This window comes from Dokdonella koreensis DS-123 (assembly GCF_001632775.1).
Taxonomy (GTDB): Bacteria; Pseudomonadota; Gammaproteobacteria; order Xanthomonadales; family Rhodanobacteraceae; genus Dokdonella; species Dokdonella koreensis.
Window position 1 is genome coordinate 3,818,159 of the sequence record NZ_CP015249.1, and the last position, 13,613, is coordinate 3,831,771.

The window sequence follows — 13,613 nt, forward strand, 5'->3', positions numbered from 1 at the left end:
CCGGAACCTCAGCGGCCGGCAGCGGCCGCCGGAGCGAAGGTCCCGTACGGCTTGAGCTGGTCGGCGACCGCCTTGTCGCCGACGACGACGACGCTCAAGGTCTTCGGATCGAAGTACTTGCGCGCGACCGCCTGGATCTGCGCGGACGTCACCTCGCGCGTACGCGGCACGAACTGCCCGAGGTACTCCGGCGGCCGCCCGGCCAGCCAGTTGCCGGCCAGGCTGCGCGCCACGGCCGCCTGCAGCTGATTGCGGAACAGGTACGAGCCGGCGGCCGCCCGCTTCGCACGCTCCAGTTCGGCCGCGCCGACGGGCTCGTCGACCAGCCGCTGGAGTTCCTTGACGAACTCGCCGACGGCGGCACCGGTCACTGCGTTGCGCACGTCAGCGCCGCTCGTGAACGCACCGCCGCGCTGCGCGATCGAGAAGCTCGAGTAAGCACCGTAGGTGTAGCCCTTCTCCTCGCGCAGGTTGCGGTTGAGGCGCGTGTCGAGGCCGCCACCGCCCAGCACCGTATTGGCGAGCGCCGCCGGGATCTCGTCGGCATCATTGGCGGCGAACACCGGACGGCCAAGCCGGACGGCGGACTGGACCGAACCGGAACGCTCGACCAGGACATGCTGCGGCTTGGCCTCGCGCGGTGCCGCCGCGACGGCGGCCGGCGCGGTGCCCTGCCCCTTCCAGCTTCCGAAGGCGGCGGTCGCCAGCTTCAGCGCCGTGTCGACATCGATGCGGCCGCTGATGACCAGCAGTGCCTGGTCGGGCCGGAAGCGCGCGGCATGGGCGGCGGCGAGCGTAGCCCGGTCGGTCTTCTCGATCGAGCTCTCGGTCGCCAGCGTGCGCCCGTACGGATGGTCGCCGTAGACCGCGCGGGCGATCGCCCGATTGGCCTGGTAGTCCGGCTCCGCCTCGGCCGCCTTCAATTCCTGCAATGCGTTGACCTTGGCGAGCTTGACCTCGGTCTCCGGGAAGCTGGCGTTGAGGCTGACGTCGGCGAGCAGGTCGACCAGGCGTTCGGCACCGGAAGCCAGGCCCGAGGCGGCGACCGTGATGCCGTCGTTGCCGGCCGACGCGCCCAGCGACGCGCCGATCGCCTGCAGCTGCTCGGCGATCTGCACGGAGCTGCGCGTCTTCGTGCCTTCGGTCAGCAAGGCCGCCAGCAGGTCCGACATCGCCGGCAGCTCGGTCGCGTCGGCCGCCTTGCCGCCGCGCACCGCCAGCACCAGGTCGACCTTCGGCGGGCCGTCGGTGCGCGGCAGCACCCAGACGGCCAGGCCGTTGGGCAGCGCCTTCTGGGTGATCGCCGGCACCGGCAGCGGCTTGTCGTTGCCGTACGGCGGCAGGTCCTTGGGCAGGGCCACTTCGGCGGCACCGGCGCTGCCGGCGGCCAGCACCACGCCGGCGCTCAGGAACTGGAATGCGAGGGTCTTGAAGGTCGTTCTCACGGCGTTTCTCCGGCGGCAGTCCCGGCAGGCGCCGGCGTGCGGTCGATCACCACGCGATTGACCGTGGTCAGGTAGTGCGCGGCGACGCGCTGGATGTCCTTGGCCTGCACCGCGTCGATCCATTCGGGGATGCGGTTGATCGTCTGCGCATCACCCCACAGCAGTTGCGCCTTGGCCAGTGTGTCGGCGCGCGAGATGAACGCCTCCAGCCCCTGGTTGTAGTCCGAGAGCATCTTGGTCTTGACGCGCTTCAACGTCGCCGCGTCGACACCGTCCTTGACGATGCGCGCAATCTCCTCGTCGATCGCGGCGAGCACCGCGTCCACCGCCATGCCGGGCTTGTACAGGCCGAACAGCACCAGCGGCGCCGGGCCGGCGTAGTCCCAGGCATCGCCCAGCGGCCAGTTGACGCCGCCGTCGATGTTGAGCAGCTGCTCACGGCCCTTGACCAGGCCCTGGTAGAGGCGCGAGGCGCTGTCGCCGACCAGCAGCTGGGACAGCACCGCCATCGGCGCCTGGTCCTTGCTGCCGCGCTCGGGCATCTTCCAGCCGATCGCCACCGCCGGCACCTGCGCCAGCGGGTCCACCTGCGACTCGCGCTTCTCGCGCGTGTTGAGCGGCTCGTCGACATCCGGGCGCGGCGGCACCGGCCGGGCCGGGATCGCGCCGAAGTACTTCTCGACCAGCGCGAAGGCCTGCTCGGCCTTGACGTCGCCGACGATGCCGATGACGGCGTTGTTGGGACCGTAGAAATCGCGGTGGAACGCGCGCACGTCCTCGAGCTTGGCGCCTTCCAGGTCGGCGAAGCTGCCGTAGCCGTCGTGGGCGTTCTCCCACTTGGAGAATGCCAGGCGGTTGAGGTCGGTCCAGAAGAACAGGCCGTACGGCTTGTTCTGCACGTTGACGCGGATCTCCTCCTTCACCACGTCCTGCTGGTTCTTGAGGTTGGCCGGCGAGAAGTCCAGTGTCTTCATGCGATCGGCCTCGAGCCAGAGGATCGGCTCGAGCGCCGAGACCGGCGCGGTCTCGATGTAGTTGGTGTAGTCAGTGCGGGTCGAGCCGTTGTTCATGCCGCCACCGCCTTCGATGACGCGATCGAACGTGCCCTTGGGCGCCGTCGGCGTGCCCTGGAACATCAGGTGCTCGAACAGGTGCGCGAAGCCGGTGCGGCCCTTCGGCTCCAGGCGCATGCCCACGTGATAGACGACGCTGATGCCGACTGTCGGCGAGGAGGCGTCTTCGGATACGACCACGGTCAGGCCGTTGTCGAGCTTCTTGACGGCGACCGGCAGCTGCCATCGATCGGCAGCGGCGGCGCCCAGGGGAATCGCCAGGGCGGCGAGGCCCAGGACCAGACGACGGAAAGCCATTCCTTGTCTCCATGGATGAATGTGATGGGAGTCTAGCGGCGGCGGCAGCGCGGGAGCGCCTGCCGGTCGTCACGCGGACGGGAAGCATCCCGCCGGCGGACGAGGTACCCGCCAGGACAGGAACGCGCGCGGCCCTCGCTCCCCTACCGCCCGCCCCGCGCGGCGGCAGCCGCTACGGCTGTGCCGGGGCACCGAGGCGTACGCTGCGCTCCAGCGGCTCGCCGTTGCGGATCAGGCGCAGCGCGACGCGGCGCCCGGCGTGGTTGCGCAGCAAGGCCTGGAAGCCGGCGCGATCGGTCACCGGCGCCCCGTCGACCGCCACGACCACGTCCCCCGCGATCAGGTTGGCCTCTTCGGCCGGCGTGCCGGCCAGCACCGTACCGATGCGCACGCCGGCGCTGCCGACGGCCGCACGCTCCTCCTCGCGCAGGTCGCGGAACGTCGCGCCGAACGGCAGGCGGAAGCGGACGTAGTAGGCGACCAGGGTGGTGTCATCCGCGGCCGCCGCGGTGCCCGTATAGACGATCGCGCGATCGGCGCCGACGGCGCGCGCCCGCGCGACGGCCTGTTCGCGCGCGGCGGCATCCCACGGCGTGAACCGGCTGCTGCCCACATGCGCCATGCCCGCCGCGCCGAGTCGGTTACGGTCGGCCAGGAAATCCTCGCCCTCGCTCCATTCCGGCGCGGCCGGCGGCGGCGCGGCACGGAACGCCGCGACGGTGGCCGGCGTGCGGCCGGGCTCCTCGCTGTAGCGTTCGGCGGTGGCCGGCGCTGCATCCGGCGCCCCCGGCTCGACGCGGATCGACCGGGTCGAGCAGCCGGCGGCGACCAGGACGGCCAGCGACGCCACCGCGGCGAGAAGCGGGTACCGGACGCTCGCGGCCATGCTCAGTGCACCCATCCGGCCAGCACGATGACGGCCAGGATGGCCAGCCAGGCGATCAGGATGCGCCACAGCACGACCCGCGCATCGGTCAGTTCGACGACCGGGTCCGTCACGTCGGTCGCGTAGCCGTCGCCGGCGATGACGTCGGCATCGACGCTGGCGCGCGCCAGGGCACCCAGGAAGCCCAGGTCGAGCGTGAAGTAGCCGCGGCCGTGCGTGGCGTGGTACTCGCGCCAGGTGCGCACGACCGGGTCGAAGTCCGACACCAGGGCGAGCGTCAGCGCGACCAGGTGCGCCGGCGCCCAGTCCAGGGCCAGCGCGATGCGCTCGAACAGGTTGCGGTCGCTCGCCGAGAGCTCGTCGCGGAACACCGGCGTACGCGCCATCAGCTGCACGATGCGATAGCCCAGCGCACCCGCCGGGCCCAGGATCGCGAACCAGAACAGCACGCCGAACCAGCGCGACAGGGCCGACTGGAACGTGGCCTCGACCAGGCAGGCCGCATCGGTGGGAAGCGCGCGATCGGCAGGCTCGGGCCGCAGCGCCTGCGCTGCCTCGCGACGGCGATCGGCATCGGCCGCCTGCAGGACCTGGCCGATGTCCTCCTCCAGGTCGCGCGGACCCCAGGCGTAGTAGAGCACCGCCACCGCGAACGCGAAGGCCGGCAGGCCGAACAGCCAGCCGGAAAGCGCCACCTGGACCAGCCCGCAGACCGCGACGACGATGATCGGCACCACCAGGGCCGGTGCCGCCCGCTCGCGGCCATTGCCGCTCCAGCTCGCCAGCCAGGCCTTCAACCAGGCGAAGTCCCGCAGGCGTGCGAGGTCCGGCAGTGTTCGGGCGGCCACCAGGACGAGGACGACGGCGAGCAGGGTCGTGGCCATGAAGAGAAGGCTTCCGCAGGACGTTGCGGGGATTGTAGCGGGATCGCCGCGGCGCGGATCGGCCGTCCGCCGGGCCGGCGCTACCAGCGTTCGTCGTTGACGAGCGCTGCGAGGTCGACGCCGGCCGTTTCGTGCAGCCAGTGCTCGATCAGGCGATAGGACACCGATACCGGCGGCGGCAGGATGATCGTGCGCTCGGCCAGCGCCTGGCGCAGATCCTCCACGCCGAACCAGCGCGCATCGGCCAGCTCCGGGCCGCAACGGATCGTCGGGTCGTCTGCGCGCGCGGTGAAGCCGACCATCAGCGAAGCCGGAAACGGCCACGGTTGCGAGGAGTGGTAGTCGCAATCGACGACCTCGACACCGGCCTCTTCCATCACTTCGCGGCGTACCGCGTCCTCGAGCGTCTCGCCGGGCTCCACGAAGCCGGCCAGCGTCGAGTAGCGTGCCTCGGCCCATTTGGCGTGGCGTCCGAGCAGGCAGCGATCGCCGTGGCTGACGATGACGATGATCGCCGCGTCGGTGCGCGGGAACTGTTCCGCCTCGCAGTAGCCGTTCGTGCAGCGCGCGCGGTGGCCGCCGGCGACGATCGCCAACGGCGCGCCGCAGACCGGGCAATGGCGCGTGCGCGACTGCCAGTGCGACAGCGCACGCGCATACGCGAACAGGCCCGACTGGAACGGATGCAGCCGCAGGCCGGCGCTGCGCAGGTCCAGCCAGCCGGCGTCGAGCTCGGTCGCCAGACGGTCGGCGCGGTCCTCGTCCAGCCGCAGCACGAAGCGCGGACCGTGCTCGTCCGCACCGAGATAGCTGGGCGCCACCAGCGGCAGCAGGGCGCGGCGCTCGCCGGCATCGAGCAGGCGCAGCGCATCGCAGTCGTCGCGCACCAGTGCGCGGCCGTCCGTGCGCAGGATCAGGAATTGCGCGAGCTCGTCGTCCTTCTGCGCGTCGAGCCAGCCGGTGTCGTCACGCTGCTCGGCGTGGCGATCGAGCGCCAGACCGGCAAACACGTTGTTGCGACTGCGGCGATCGGCGCTCACATCGAGAACGAGGATCCGCAGCCGCAGGTGGTCTTGGCGTTGGGATTGCGGATCACGAACTGCGCGCCGGTCAACGACTCGGTGTAGTCGATCTCGGCGCCCATCAGGTATTGCAGGCTCAGCGGATCGACCAGCAGCGTCACGCCTTCGCGGTCGACCGCGAAATCGTCCTCGGCCCGCTCCTCGTCGAAGGTGAAGCCGTACTGGAAGCCCGAGCAGCCGCCGCCGCTGATGTAGACGCGCAGCTTGAGCTCCGGGTTGCCCTCCTCGGCGATCAGCTCCTGCACCTTGTGCGCGGCCGCCTCGCTGAACAGCAGCGGCGAGCCGGCGGCATCGAGGTAGGTGGGAACGGCGGTTTCGGACATGGCTGCGGCGGGAGGACGGCGATGGTGAGAAGCAGATCGTAGCGCAGCGGCGGTTTTCAAGCCTCGGCGGGGATCGGCTCGGGTCCAGCGAGCTGCCGCACCGGCTCGCCCTGGTAGATCATCTTGCCGTTGACCTGGGCGCCGGCGGCCATCGCCAGCACGCGGTAGTAGACGTTGCCCTCGACACGCGCCTCGCCGGCCAGCTCCAGCCGCTCGACCGCGACGATGTCGCCTAGCACCTGGCCGTTGATGACCGCATTGGACGCGCTGACCTTGCCCTGCACGCGGCCCTTGTTGCTGAGTGTCAGCACGGCCTCGCTGCCTTCGGCCGTGATCGAACCCTCGATCGTCCCGTCCAGGTGCAGCCCGCCGCTGAACTTCACGTCGCCCCGGATCATCGTCCCCTCGGCGATCAGCGTGGTGATCGCCGCTACCGGCTTGCCGTTGCCGTTCTTGCCGTTACCCCACATCGGTCGTCTCCTGGCTCTTCACCGCGTCTGCCCACTGGAAATCCTGCTCGGCCCGATTTCCACTGCCATCCGCCTGCAGGTGCAGGCGATTGGGCGCGAACCCCTCGGGGAGCATGATCGTACCTTTGACCTGTTCGAAATACTTGAAGCCATACTCGATTCCGGAAGCCGAGCCGCTGTCCACCAGCGATTTCCAGTCGAGCGTGACCAGCTTGCCGTCCCGGACGCCTTCGACGCTGAGCGTCAGGCGCCCGCGGATGTCCTGTCCGCGCTTGATGTTCTGGGTCAGTGTCGCGACGAAGTTCCAGGCGCGCGAGCCGTCCACCGGCGTCAGCCGCAGGTCGTGCACGGCCAGGCCCTCGCGCCGCGTCCCGCCGACCAGGCGCCCGTAGAACGCCAGGTCCGCGCGCAGGCTCGCGATTTCCTCGTCGCGCTCGCCGAGCGAGCGCCGCAGGTCTTCCATCGCCACCTTCGCGACCTGCTCGGAGCGCTGCAGCACGGCCGCACGCGCCTTGAGATCCTCGTTCTCGCCACGGACCTGTTCGAGCGAAAGCGCGCTGCGCGCACCGTCGCGCCCGCTCGCCAGCTGCGCACCGAGGTAGCCGGCCAGGAGCAGGCTGGCGAGCCAGGCGGCGCCGAGCAGCACCCAGCGTCGCCGCTCGCGGTTGCGGTCCAGCGCACGGATGACGAGCGAAGGCGGTTGGCGGATCATCGGCGTCACCACGAACGACGGATCGGCAAGGATAACCCCAGGGCCGGCGATCCCCACATCCTCGCCGACGGGCATTGCCGGCCGGCGACGCATTCGCCGTCCGGGGCGGGCGGCGATAGACGATAATCGTGCGTTTCCCGAGGAGCCTGCCGCCGCGATGCTCTGGCTGAAAGCTTTCCATGTCGTCTTCGTCGTCACCTGGTTCGCGGGCCTGTTCTATCTGCCGCGCCTGTTCGTCCATCACGCCGAGGCGACGCAGCCGGACGTGCACGCACGGCTGGCCACGATGGAGCGGCGCCTGCTGGTGATGACGCACATCGGCGGCACGCTGGCGCTGCTGTTCGGCCTGCTGACGCTGTGGCAGATGCCCGCCTGGCTCGCCGCCGGCTGGATGCACGCCAAGCTGGCGCTGGTGCTGGCGCTGGTCGCCTACCACGTGCAGCTGGCGCGGATGGTCCGGCAGTTCGCCGCCGGCACCAACCACTGGTCGGGCCGCGCGTTGCGGATCTTCAACGAGCTGCCGGCCCCGGCCCTGGTCGCCATCGTCGTGCTGGTCGTGGTCAAGCCGTTCTAGGGCAGGGGTCGATTCCCGCGCCGGTCGCGGGCGCCGTCCGGCGGCGGCGGCTTGCTATAGTCTTGCCGGCCTGGCGACGTATCCGGGCCTCGCGCAGGGCAGTTCCGACACAGCTGAGTGCCCTGCGACAGAGGTGCCGCCATGCGTGGCCGGGCCAGCGGCGTGACCGGGTGCGGGCGGCGGCGGACCGTTCCATGGGAGCGCTTCTCGGAGTTCCCAGACAGGGGGAGCGATGCAGGCCTACGACATCGACATCGACGACGGGGAAACCCGGCGCCGGATGAGGACGGCGCTGTCGGCGCGGGCCGAGCGGCTCGCCGCGCGCGGCGAACGCCTGCTGGACGAAGGCTGGGACATCAATACGCTGATCCTGCTGGCCGACGACGCCGGCTGGCTGGCCGGCGTCGGGCAGCACCTGGCCACGGCCGAGCTGGCCGCCCCGCTGGCGGCGATCGACGCCCTGCTGCAGCCGTTCCTCGATCCGCCGCGGCTGCCCGATGCGGCGGCCCGTGCCGGCCTGGCCGCGCTGGTCGCCACGGTCGAAGCGGCCTGCGCCGGTGCCCGCGCCGACGATCCGGTCACGCTGGCCTCGCAGGCGCTGGTCGAGCGGACACGGGCCGAGGAAAACGGCTTCCCGCTGCTGGCCAGCCCGCCGCCGGACTACTGGCGCCGGCATGCGATCGAGCCGCAGGAGGCGCCGCTCCCGGTGGCGGCGGCCGCGCCGATGCCGGACCTGCCCGACGCGCGCACCGCCGCGGCCCGGACCGGGACCGATCCGGCCGCGGTGCCACCCGCGAGCGCGGAGGACGCCCTCCCGACCGGCGCGGAGCCGGCGCTGTGCTACTACCTCGGACCGGCCGGCGACCTGGCGCTGGCGATCGAGCAGCACCTGGCCCTGCGCGGCATCGGGTTCAGCCGCTTCGATCGCGCCGACGGCTTCAAGGGCCAGCTCACCCGGCAACCGCCCGGCCTGGTCGTCGTCGACGCCGGCTTCGAGACCGCGCTCGACGAGATCGGCGCCCTGGTCAAGAGCGCGCGCGAACGGGTGATGCACCGCGTGCACCTGGCCGCGTTCTCGGCCGGTGGCGACCTCAACGCGCGCCTGCACGCGATGCGCGCGGGCTGCGACGCCTTCATCGCGCTGCCCGCATCCACGCCGGCGGTGCTGGCACGGCTGGACGAGCTGGCCCATGCGCACACGCCCGACCCGTATCGCATCCTGATCATCGAGGACGACCGGACCCAGGCGCTGTTCGCCGATTCGATCCTGCGCAAGGGCGGCATGCAGACCCTGACGCTGACCGACGCGCTGGCGGTGCTCGACGAACTGGACCGGTTCCGTCCGGACCTGATCCTGATGGACCTGCACATGCCCGGTTGCGACGGCATGGAGCTGACGGCGCTCATCCGCGAGCGCGAGGCCTTCGTCTCGACGCCGATCGTGTTCCTGTCCGGCGAGCAGGACGCCGACAAGCATTTCGACGCACTGAGCGCCGGCGGCGACGACTTCCTTTCCAAGCCGATCCGGCCCAAGCACCTGATATCGGCCGTCCTCAACCGCGTGCGCCGCGCGCGGCGCCAGCAGCGGCGCACGCCGGTGCCGGCCGAGGCGCGGGCGCTGTCCGGGCCGGTCGAGAAGCGCCAGTTGCTCGACCGGCTGTCGGGCCTGCTGGCGATGGACGATGCCGGCCGTCGCGAGGGCGGCCTGCTGTTCTTCGGCGTCGAGTACACGGCGGCACCGCACGAGCGCATCGGCTGGTCGCGCCGCGATCGCCTGATCGAGGCGCTCGGCCGGCACCTGGGCGAGGCGATCGGCCCGGGCGACCTGGTGACGCGCTGCGGCGACAGCGGCTTCGCCGTGCTGACACGCGAGCGCGGCGTCGCGGCCCTGGAGGACTGGGCCGGCGCGCAGCGTACGCGCCTGCTCGCCGCGCTGGAGGAACCCGCGCTCGGCCTCGCCGTCGGGATCTGTCCGTTCAATGCCGGCATCGGCGACGCCGGCGCGATGCTCGACGCCGCCGAACACGCCGCGGCCGGCACCGGCCTGACCGGCGTGGCCTCGGTGCAGGTCGCGTCCCCGGTCGATCCGGCACTGGGGCCGCGGCTGCGCGCCGCGCTCGCCGCCGACGGCCTGGACCTGGTGTTCCAGCCGATCGTCTCGCTGCACGGCGAGGAGCAGGCGCAGTTCCAGGTGCTGCTGCGCCTGGCCGGCGACGACGGCCGCCTGCACACCGCCGCGGAGATCATCCCGGCCGCCGAGCGGGAGGGACTGATGACCGCGGTCGACCAATGCGTGCTCGACCGCTGCCTGGCGATCGCCGCCGACCGCTACCGCCAGGAGCAGCCGCTGCGGCTGTTCGTCAGCCAGTCGCTGGCCAGCACCTGCGATCCGGCGCACCTGGCCTGGCTGGAAGCGCGCCTGGCGGGCGATGCGCACCCGCGCGGCTGGTTGTCGATCGACCTGCGGCTGGCCGACTTCGATGCCGAACCGGCCGCCGCCCGCGCGTTCGCGGTCGCGGCCCGCGACCTGGGCGTGCTGGTGACGATCAGCGGCTGCGACGGTCCCGCCGCCGCGCATGCGATCGCCGCCGGTCCGGCGGTCGACTTCGTCAAGCTCGGCCCCGGCCCGGCCGGCGGCCGTACCGACGCCCAGTGGAGCGAACTGAAGGAGACGGTCGCCCTCGTCCATGCCGGCGGTGCCCGCGTGATCGCGCCGCGCATCGAGGATGCACGCGGCGCGGCGGCCCTGTGGGGCGCCGGCGTGGACTACATCCAGGGCAACTTCGTGCAGCAGGCCACCGGCGACCTCGGCTACGACTTCCATGCCTCGGCACCCTGATTCCAGCCACGCCGCGTCCCCGCCGGACGCTGCGGCCGGTTCGCGCTGGCGCGGCGGTGCCGTGGTCACCGCGCTGGTGCTGATCGTGGCCGCCGCGGCGGCCGCCTGGCGCTGGCCGACCCAGGGCGTGGTCACCGCGGCGGCCCTGCTGGTCGCGGCGGCGCTGGTCGCGCTGGCGGCCTGGCCGCGGCGGCGTCCCGCGATCGTGGCGCCCGTCGCCGCCGAAACACCCCCCGCACCGCCCGCGATACCGCCCGAGGTGCTGCGCGAGCTCGAATCGCTGCGCACGATGCAGAAGGAACTGGTCGCCGCCAAGCAGACCGCCGAGGCCGCGACGCTGGCCAAGAGCGAGTTCCTGGCCACGATGAGCCACGAGATCCGCACGCCGCTCAACGGCATCCTGCCGCTGCTCGACCTGGTGCTGTCCCATCCGCTGCCGGCCGACCAGCGCGACTATCTCGCCACGGCGCACGACTCGGCCCACGAACTGCTGCGCATCGTCGACGACATCCTCGACTACTCCAAGCTCGAGGCGAACAAACTCGAACTGGAGACCGTCGGCTTCGACCTGCGCGAACTGGTCGATTCGGTGGCCCGGCTGATGGACCGGGCGGCGACCGCGCGCGGCCTGCGCTTGGCCACCGCGATCGACCCGACCGTGCGCCCCATCGTGCGCGGCGATCCGGCGCGGCTGCGCCAGGTGCTGACCAACCTGGTCAGCAACGCGATCAAGTTCACCGATTCCGGCCGCGTCGCGATCCAGGTCAGCAGGCGCAGCGAGACCGGCAGCGGGTACTGGATCACCTTCGCGGTGCGCGACACCGGCATCGGCATCGCGCCGGACATTGCCGCGCGGCTGTTCCAGCCGTTCTCGCAGGCCGATGCCTCCACCACGCGCGTGTTCGGCGGAACCGGGCTGGGCCTTGCGATCTGCAAGCGGCTGGTCGATGCGATGGGCGGGCGCATCGGCGTGCGCTCCGAGCCCGGCAAGGGCTCGCTGTTCTGGTTCGACGTGCCGCTGCTGAAGGCGATCGGCGACATCCGCCAGCGCCAGGACCTGCAAGGCGCCAAGGCGCTGGTGCTGTGCGCGGACGTGGCCACGCGCAGCCGGATCGACCGCGGGCTCACCGCGCTCGGCCTGTCCTGGCAGCCGGCCGGCTCGGCCTCCGAGGCGCTCGCCCTGGTGCGCGCCGGCGCCGGGGTCGGCGCCGCCTGGAACTACGAGCTGGTCGTGATCGACCGGGCCGGCTTCCGCGCCGAGCTGCGCAATGTCCTGCAGGGCCTGCTGCGCGAGCAGCGGATGGAGCACCTGCATTTCCTGGTGCTCGACGATACCGACCAGCTGCCGCCGGACCTGGCGCGCAACGACCGTGTCGCTCGCGTCGGGCGGCAGCACGAAGTCGGCGAGCTGCGCGAGGCCCTGTATGCGCTGCTGAACGTCAAGCCGCCGATTCCGTCGCTGTCCGAACCGGGCAGCGAGGCGATGGTCCGCAGCGCCGGCGCACCGGACTTCTCCGAGGCCGACCGCATGCAGCTGCGCGGCCGCGTGCTGCTGGTCGAGGACAATGCCGTCAACCGCAAGGTGGCCGAGCGCCTGCTGGGCCTGCTCGGCCTGGTCGTCGACACCGCCGAGGACGGGCGCAGCGCCTTGCAGCGCCTGCAGCGCGGCGGCTACGACCTGGTGCTGATGGACTGCCAGATGCCGGTGATGGACGGCTATGCGGCCAGCCGGCTCTGGCGCAGGCACGAAGACGCGTCCGGCCTCGGGCACCTGCCGATCATCGCGATGACCGCCAATGCGATGGCCGGCGATCGCGAGAAATGCCTGGCGGCCGGGATGGACGAGTACCTCAGCAAGCCGCTCGACCGCCACCTGCTGGCGCGCACCCTGGCACGCTGGCTGGCGGCGGCGCCAGCCGCCGAAAGCGACGCCGGCAGCAGCGCGCCGGCGGCCGCCGCGGCGATGCCGCCCGCCGAACCGGCCGTCCACGCGGCGGCGCTGGACGCCGAGATCGTCACCGACCTGATCGACATCATGGGCGACGGCTTCCCGGAGCTGGTGCGCATCTACCTGGAGGAAACGCCGCGCCGCGTCGCCCAGCTGCGCGATGCAGCGGCCGACGGCGACGCCGAGCGCATCGCCGCCTGCGCGCATACGCTCAAGTCCAGCAGCGCCAACCTGGGCGCCACCACCCTGGCGGACCTGGCGCGGCGCGCCGAGCACGACGCGCGCAACGGGGTGACCGGCCATCTCGCGGCCACCGCCGAAGCGGTCGAGGCGGAGTACCTGCGCGTGGAAACGGCACTGCGCGCGCTGCTGGCGGACGGCGAGCGCTAGCGCGGCCCGCGAAAGCTTCCGCGGTGCCCGCCCGGCGCCGGTGCACCGGATGACGGCGGTCGCCGGATTCCACGGGCCGGCCCGGGCCGCTGCCGGACCTTCAGGCCCCCGGCGTGGCCGTGGTGCGGGCCGACCGGTCGCGCGACCTCAGCTGCCGACCTTGGTCTGCAGGTAGGCGACCTCGCCCAGATCGCGGATCAGGCTCTGCTGGGTCTCCAGCCAGTCGATGTGCTCCTCCTCGGACGCGAGGATGTCCTTGAACAGGTCGCGGCTGACGTAGTCGCCGACCTGCTCGCAGTGGACGATGCCTTCCTTGAGGTCCGGCACCGCGGCCCGCTCGAGCGCGAGGTCGCAGTCGATGGCCTCCACCGGCTTCTCGGCGATCCGCAGCTTGCCCAGCTGCTGGAGATTGGGCAGGCCGTCGAGGAACAGGATGCGCTCGATCAGGCGATCGGCGTGCTTCATCTCGTCGATCGACTCGTGGTACTCGTGCTCGGCCAGTTCCTTGTAGCCCCAGTTCTTGTACATGCGGGCATGCAGGAAATACTGGTTGATCGCGGTCAGCTCGTTGTAGAGCACCTTGTTGAGATGCGCGATGACCTTGGCGTCGCCTTTCATGGAATCGTCCTCGCACCGCAGAAGGCGGCGCCGCCGAGGACTATATCGGCGTCGAAAATTCCATGTTCAAAC

12 protein-coding genes are annotated in these 13,613 nt (G+C 71.6%); 3 read left to right on the plus strand and 9 right to left on the minus strand.

Annotated elements, in window-relative coordinates; all coding sequences use genetic code 11:
* Nucleotides 1-8 precede the first annotated feature (8 nt).
* From I596_RS15555 to I596_RS15590, 8 genes are all read right to left on the minus strand, one after another.
* On the minus strand, nucleotides 9-1,445 hold the full coding sequence (locus I596_RS15555) for a M16 family metallopeptidase (RefSeq protein ID WP_067649994.1): 1,437 nt from the start codon (nucleotides 1,443-1,445) through the stop codon (nucleotides 9-11).
* Nucleotides 1,442-2,815 carry a M16 family metallopeptidase gene (locus I596_RS15560; RefSeq protein ID WP_067649997.1) on the minus strand — a complete coding sequence of 458 codons (1,374 nt, stop codon included), beginning with the start codon at nucleotides 2,813-2,815 and terminating at the stop codon, nucleotides 1,442-1,444. The genes I596_RS15555 and I596_RS15560 overlap by 4 nt, the downstream gene beginning before the upstream one ends.
* A gap of 172 nt (nucleotides 2,816-2,987) precedes the next feature.
* Nucleotides 2,988-3,701 carry a PDZ domain-containing protein gene (locus I596_RS15565; RefSeq protein WP_190278926.1) on the minus strand — a complete coding sequence of 238 codons (714 nt, stop codon included), beginning with the start codon at nucleotides 3,699-3,701 and terminating at the stop codon, nucleotides 2,988-2,990.
* A gap of 2 nt (nucleotides 3,702-3,703) precedes the next feature.
* Nucleotides 3,704-4,585, minus strand: coding sequence for a cobalamin biosynthesis protein (locus I596_RS15570; protein WP_067650003.1), 882 nt, complete (start codon nucleotides 4,583-4,585; stop codon nucleotides 3,704-3,706).
* 80 nt (nucleotides 4,586-4,665) lie between these two features.
* Nucleotides 4,666-5,625, minus strand: coding sequence for an NAD(+) diphosphatase (gene nudC / locus I596_RS15575; protein WP_067650006.1), 960 nt, complete (start codon nucleotides 5,623-5,625; stop codon nucleotides 4,666-4,668).
* A complete protein-coding gene (erpA, locus tag I596_RS15580; protein ID WP_067650008.1) occupies nucleotides 5,622-5,990 on the minus strand; it encodes an iron-sulfur cluster insertion protein ErpA in 369 nt (122 codons plus the stop codon). Before erpA ends, nudC begins: the two co-directional genes overlap by 4 nt.
* 56 nt (nucleotides 5,991-6,046) lie before the next feature.
* Complete coding sequence (locus tag I596_RS15585; protein ID WP_067650011.1) at nucleotides 6,047-6,460, minus strand: bactofilin family protein; 414 nt, start codon at nucleotides 6,458-6,460, stop codon at nucleotides 6,047-6,049.
* The gene (locus I596_RS15590; protein ID WP_150132205.1) at nucleotides 6,450-7,265 is read right to left on the minus strand and encodes a DUF6776 family protein; all 816 of its coding nucleotides are present in this window, start codon (nucleotides 7,263-7,265) and stop codon (nucleotides 6,450-6,452) included. Before I596_RS15590 ends, I596_RS15585 begins: the two co-directional genes overlap by 11 nt.
* Nucleotides 7,266-7,329: 64 nt before the next feature.
* Between I596_RS15590 and I596_RS15595 the strand changes: the two genes are divergently transcribed.
* From I596_RS15595 to I596_RS19240, 3 genes are all read left to right on the plus strand, one after another.
* Nucleotides 7,330-7,746: a CopD family protein gene (locus I596_RS15595; protein WP_067650017.1), complete on the plus strand. Its 417-nt coding sequence runs from the start codon at nucleotides 7,330-7,332 to the stop codon at nucleotides 7,744-7,746.
* 232 nt (nucleotides 7,747-7,978) lie between these two features.
* A complete protein-coding gene (locus tag I596_RS15600; RefSeq protein WP_067650020.1) occupies nucleotides 7,979-10,585 on the plus strand; it encodes an EAL domain-containing response regulator in 2,607 nt (868 codons plus the stop codon).
* A complete protein-coding gene (locus tag I596_RS19240) occupies nucleotides 10,569-12,923 on the plus strand; it encodes an ATP-binding protein (protein WP_190278927.1) in 2,355 nt (784 codons plus the stop codon). Before I596_RS15600 ends, I596_RS19240 begins: the two co-directional genes overlap by 17 nt.
* Nucleotides 12,924-13,070: 147 nt before the next feature.
* Here I596_RS19240 and bfr read toward each other — a convergent pair whose 3' ends face one another.
* Nucleotides 13,071-13,541, minus strand: a complete 471-nt coding sequence (bfr, locus tag I596_RS15610) for a bacterioferritin (protein ID WP_067650026.1) — start codon at nucleotides 13,539-13,541, stop codon at nucleotides 13,071-13,073.
* Nucleotides 13,542-13,613 lie beyond the last annotated feature (72 nt).

Coding starts and splice junctions, on each gene's coding strand:
- bfr (WP_067650026.1), bottom strand. CDS start 13,541: ATGAAAGGCGACGCCAAGGTCATCGCGCATCTCAACAAGGTGCTCTAC.
- I596_RS15570 (WP_067650003.1), bottom strand. CDS start 4,585: ATGGCCACGACCCTGCTCGCCGTCGTCCTCGTCCTGGTGGCCGCCCGA.
- I596_RS15600 (WP_067650020.1), top strand. CDS start 7,979: ATGCAGGCCTACGACATCGACATCGACGACGGGGAAACCCGGCGCCGG.
- I596_RS19240 (WP_190278927.1), top strand. CDS start 10,569: ATGCCTCGGCACCCTGATTCCAGCCACGCCGCGTCCCCGCCGGACGCT.
- I596_RS15560 (WP_067649997.1), bottom strand. CDS start 2,815: ATGGCTTTCCGTCGTCTGGTCCTGGGCCTCGCCGCCCTGGCGATTCCC.
- I596_RS15590 (WP_150132205.1), bottom strand. CDS start 7,265: ATGCGTCGCCGGCCGGCAATGCCCGTCGGCGAGGATGTGGGGATCGCC.
- I596_RS15565 (WP_190278926.1), bottom strand. CDS start 3,701: ATGGCCGCGAGCGTCCGGTACCCGCTTCTCGCCGCGGTGGCGTCGCTG.
- erpA (WP_067650008.1), bottom strand. CDS start 5,990: ATGTCCGAAACCGCCGTTCCCACCTACCTCGATGCCGCCGGCTCGCCG.
- I596_RS15595 (WP_067650017.1), top strand. CDS start 7,330: ATGCTCTGGCTGAAAGCTTTCCATGTCGTCTTCGTCGTCACCTGGTTC.
- I596_RS15585 (WP_067650011.1), bottom strand. CDS start 6,460: ATGTGGGGTAACGGCAAGAACGGCAACGGCAAGCCGGTAGCGGCGATC.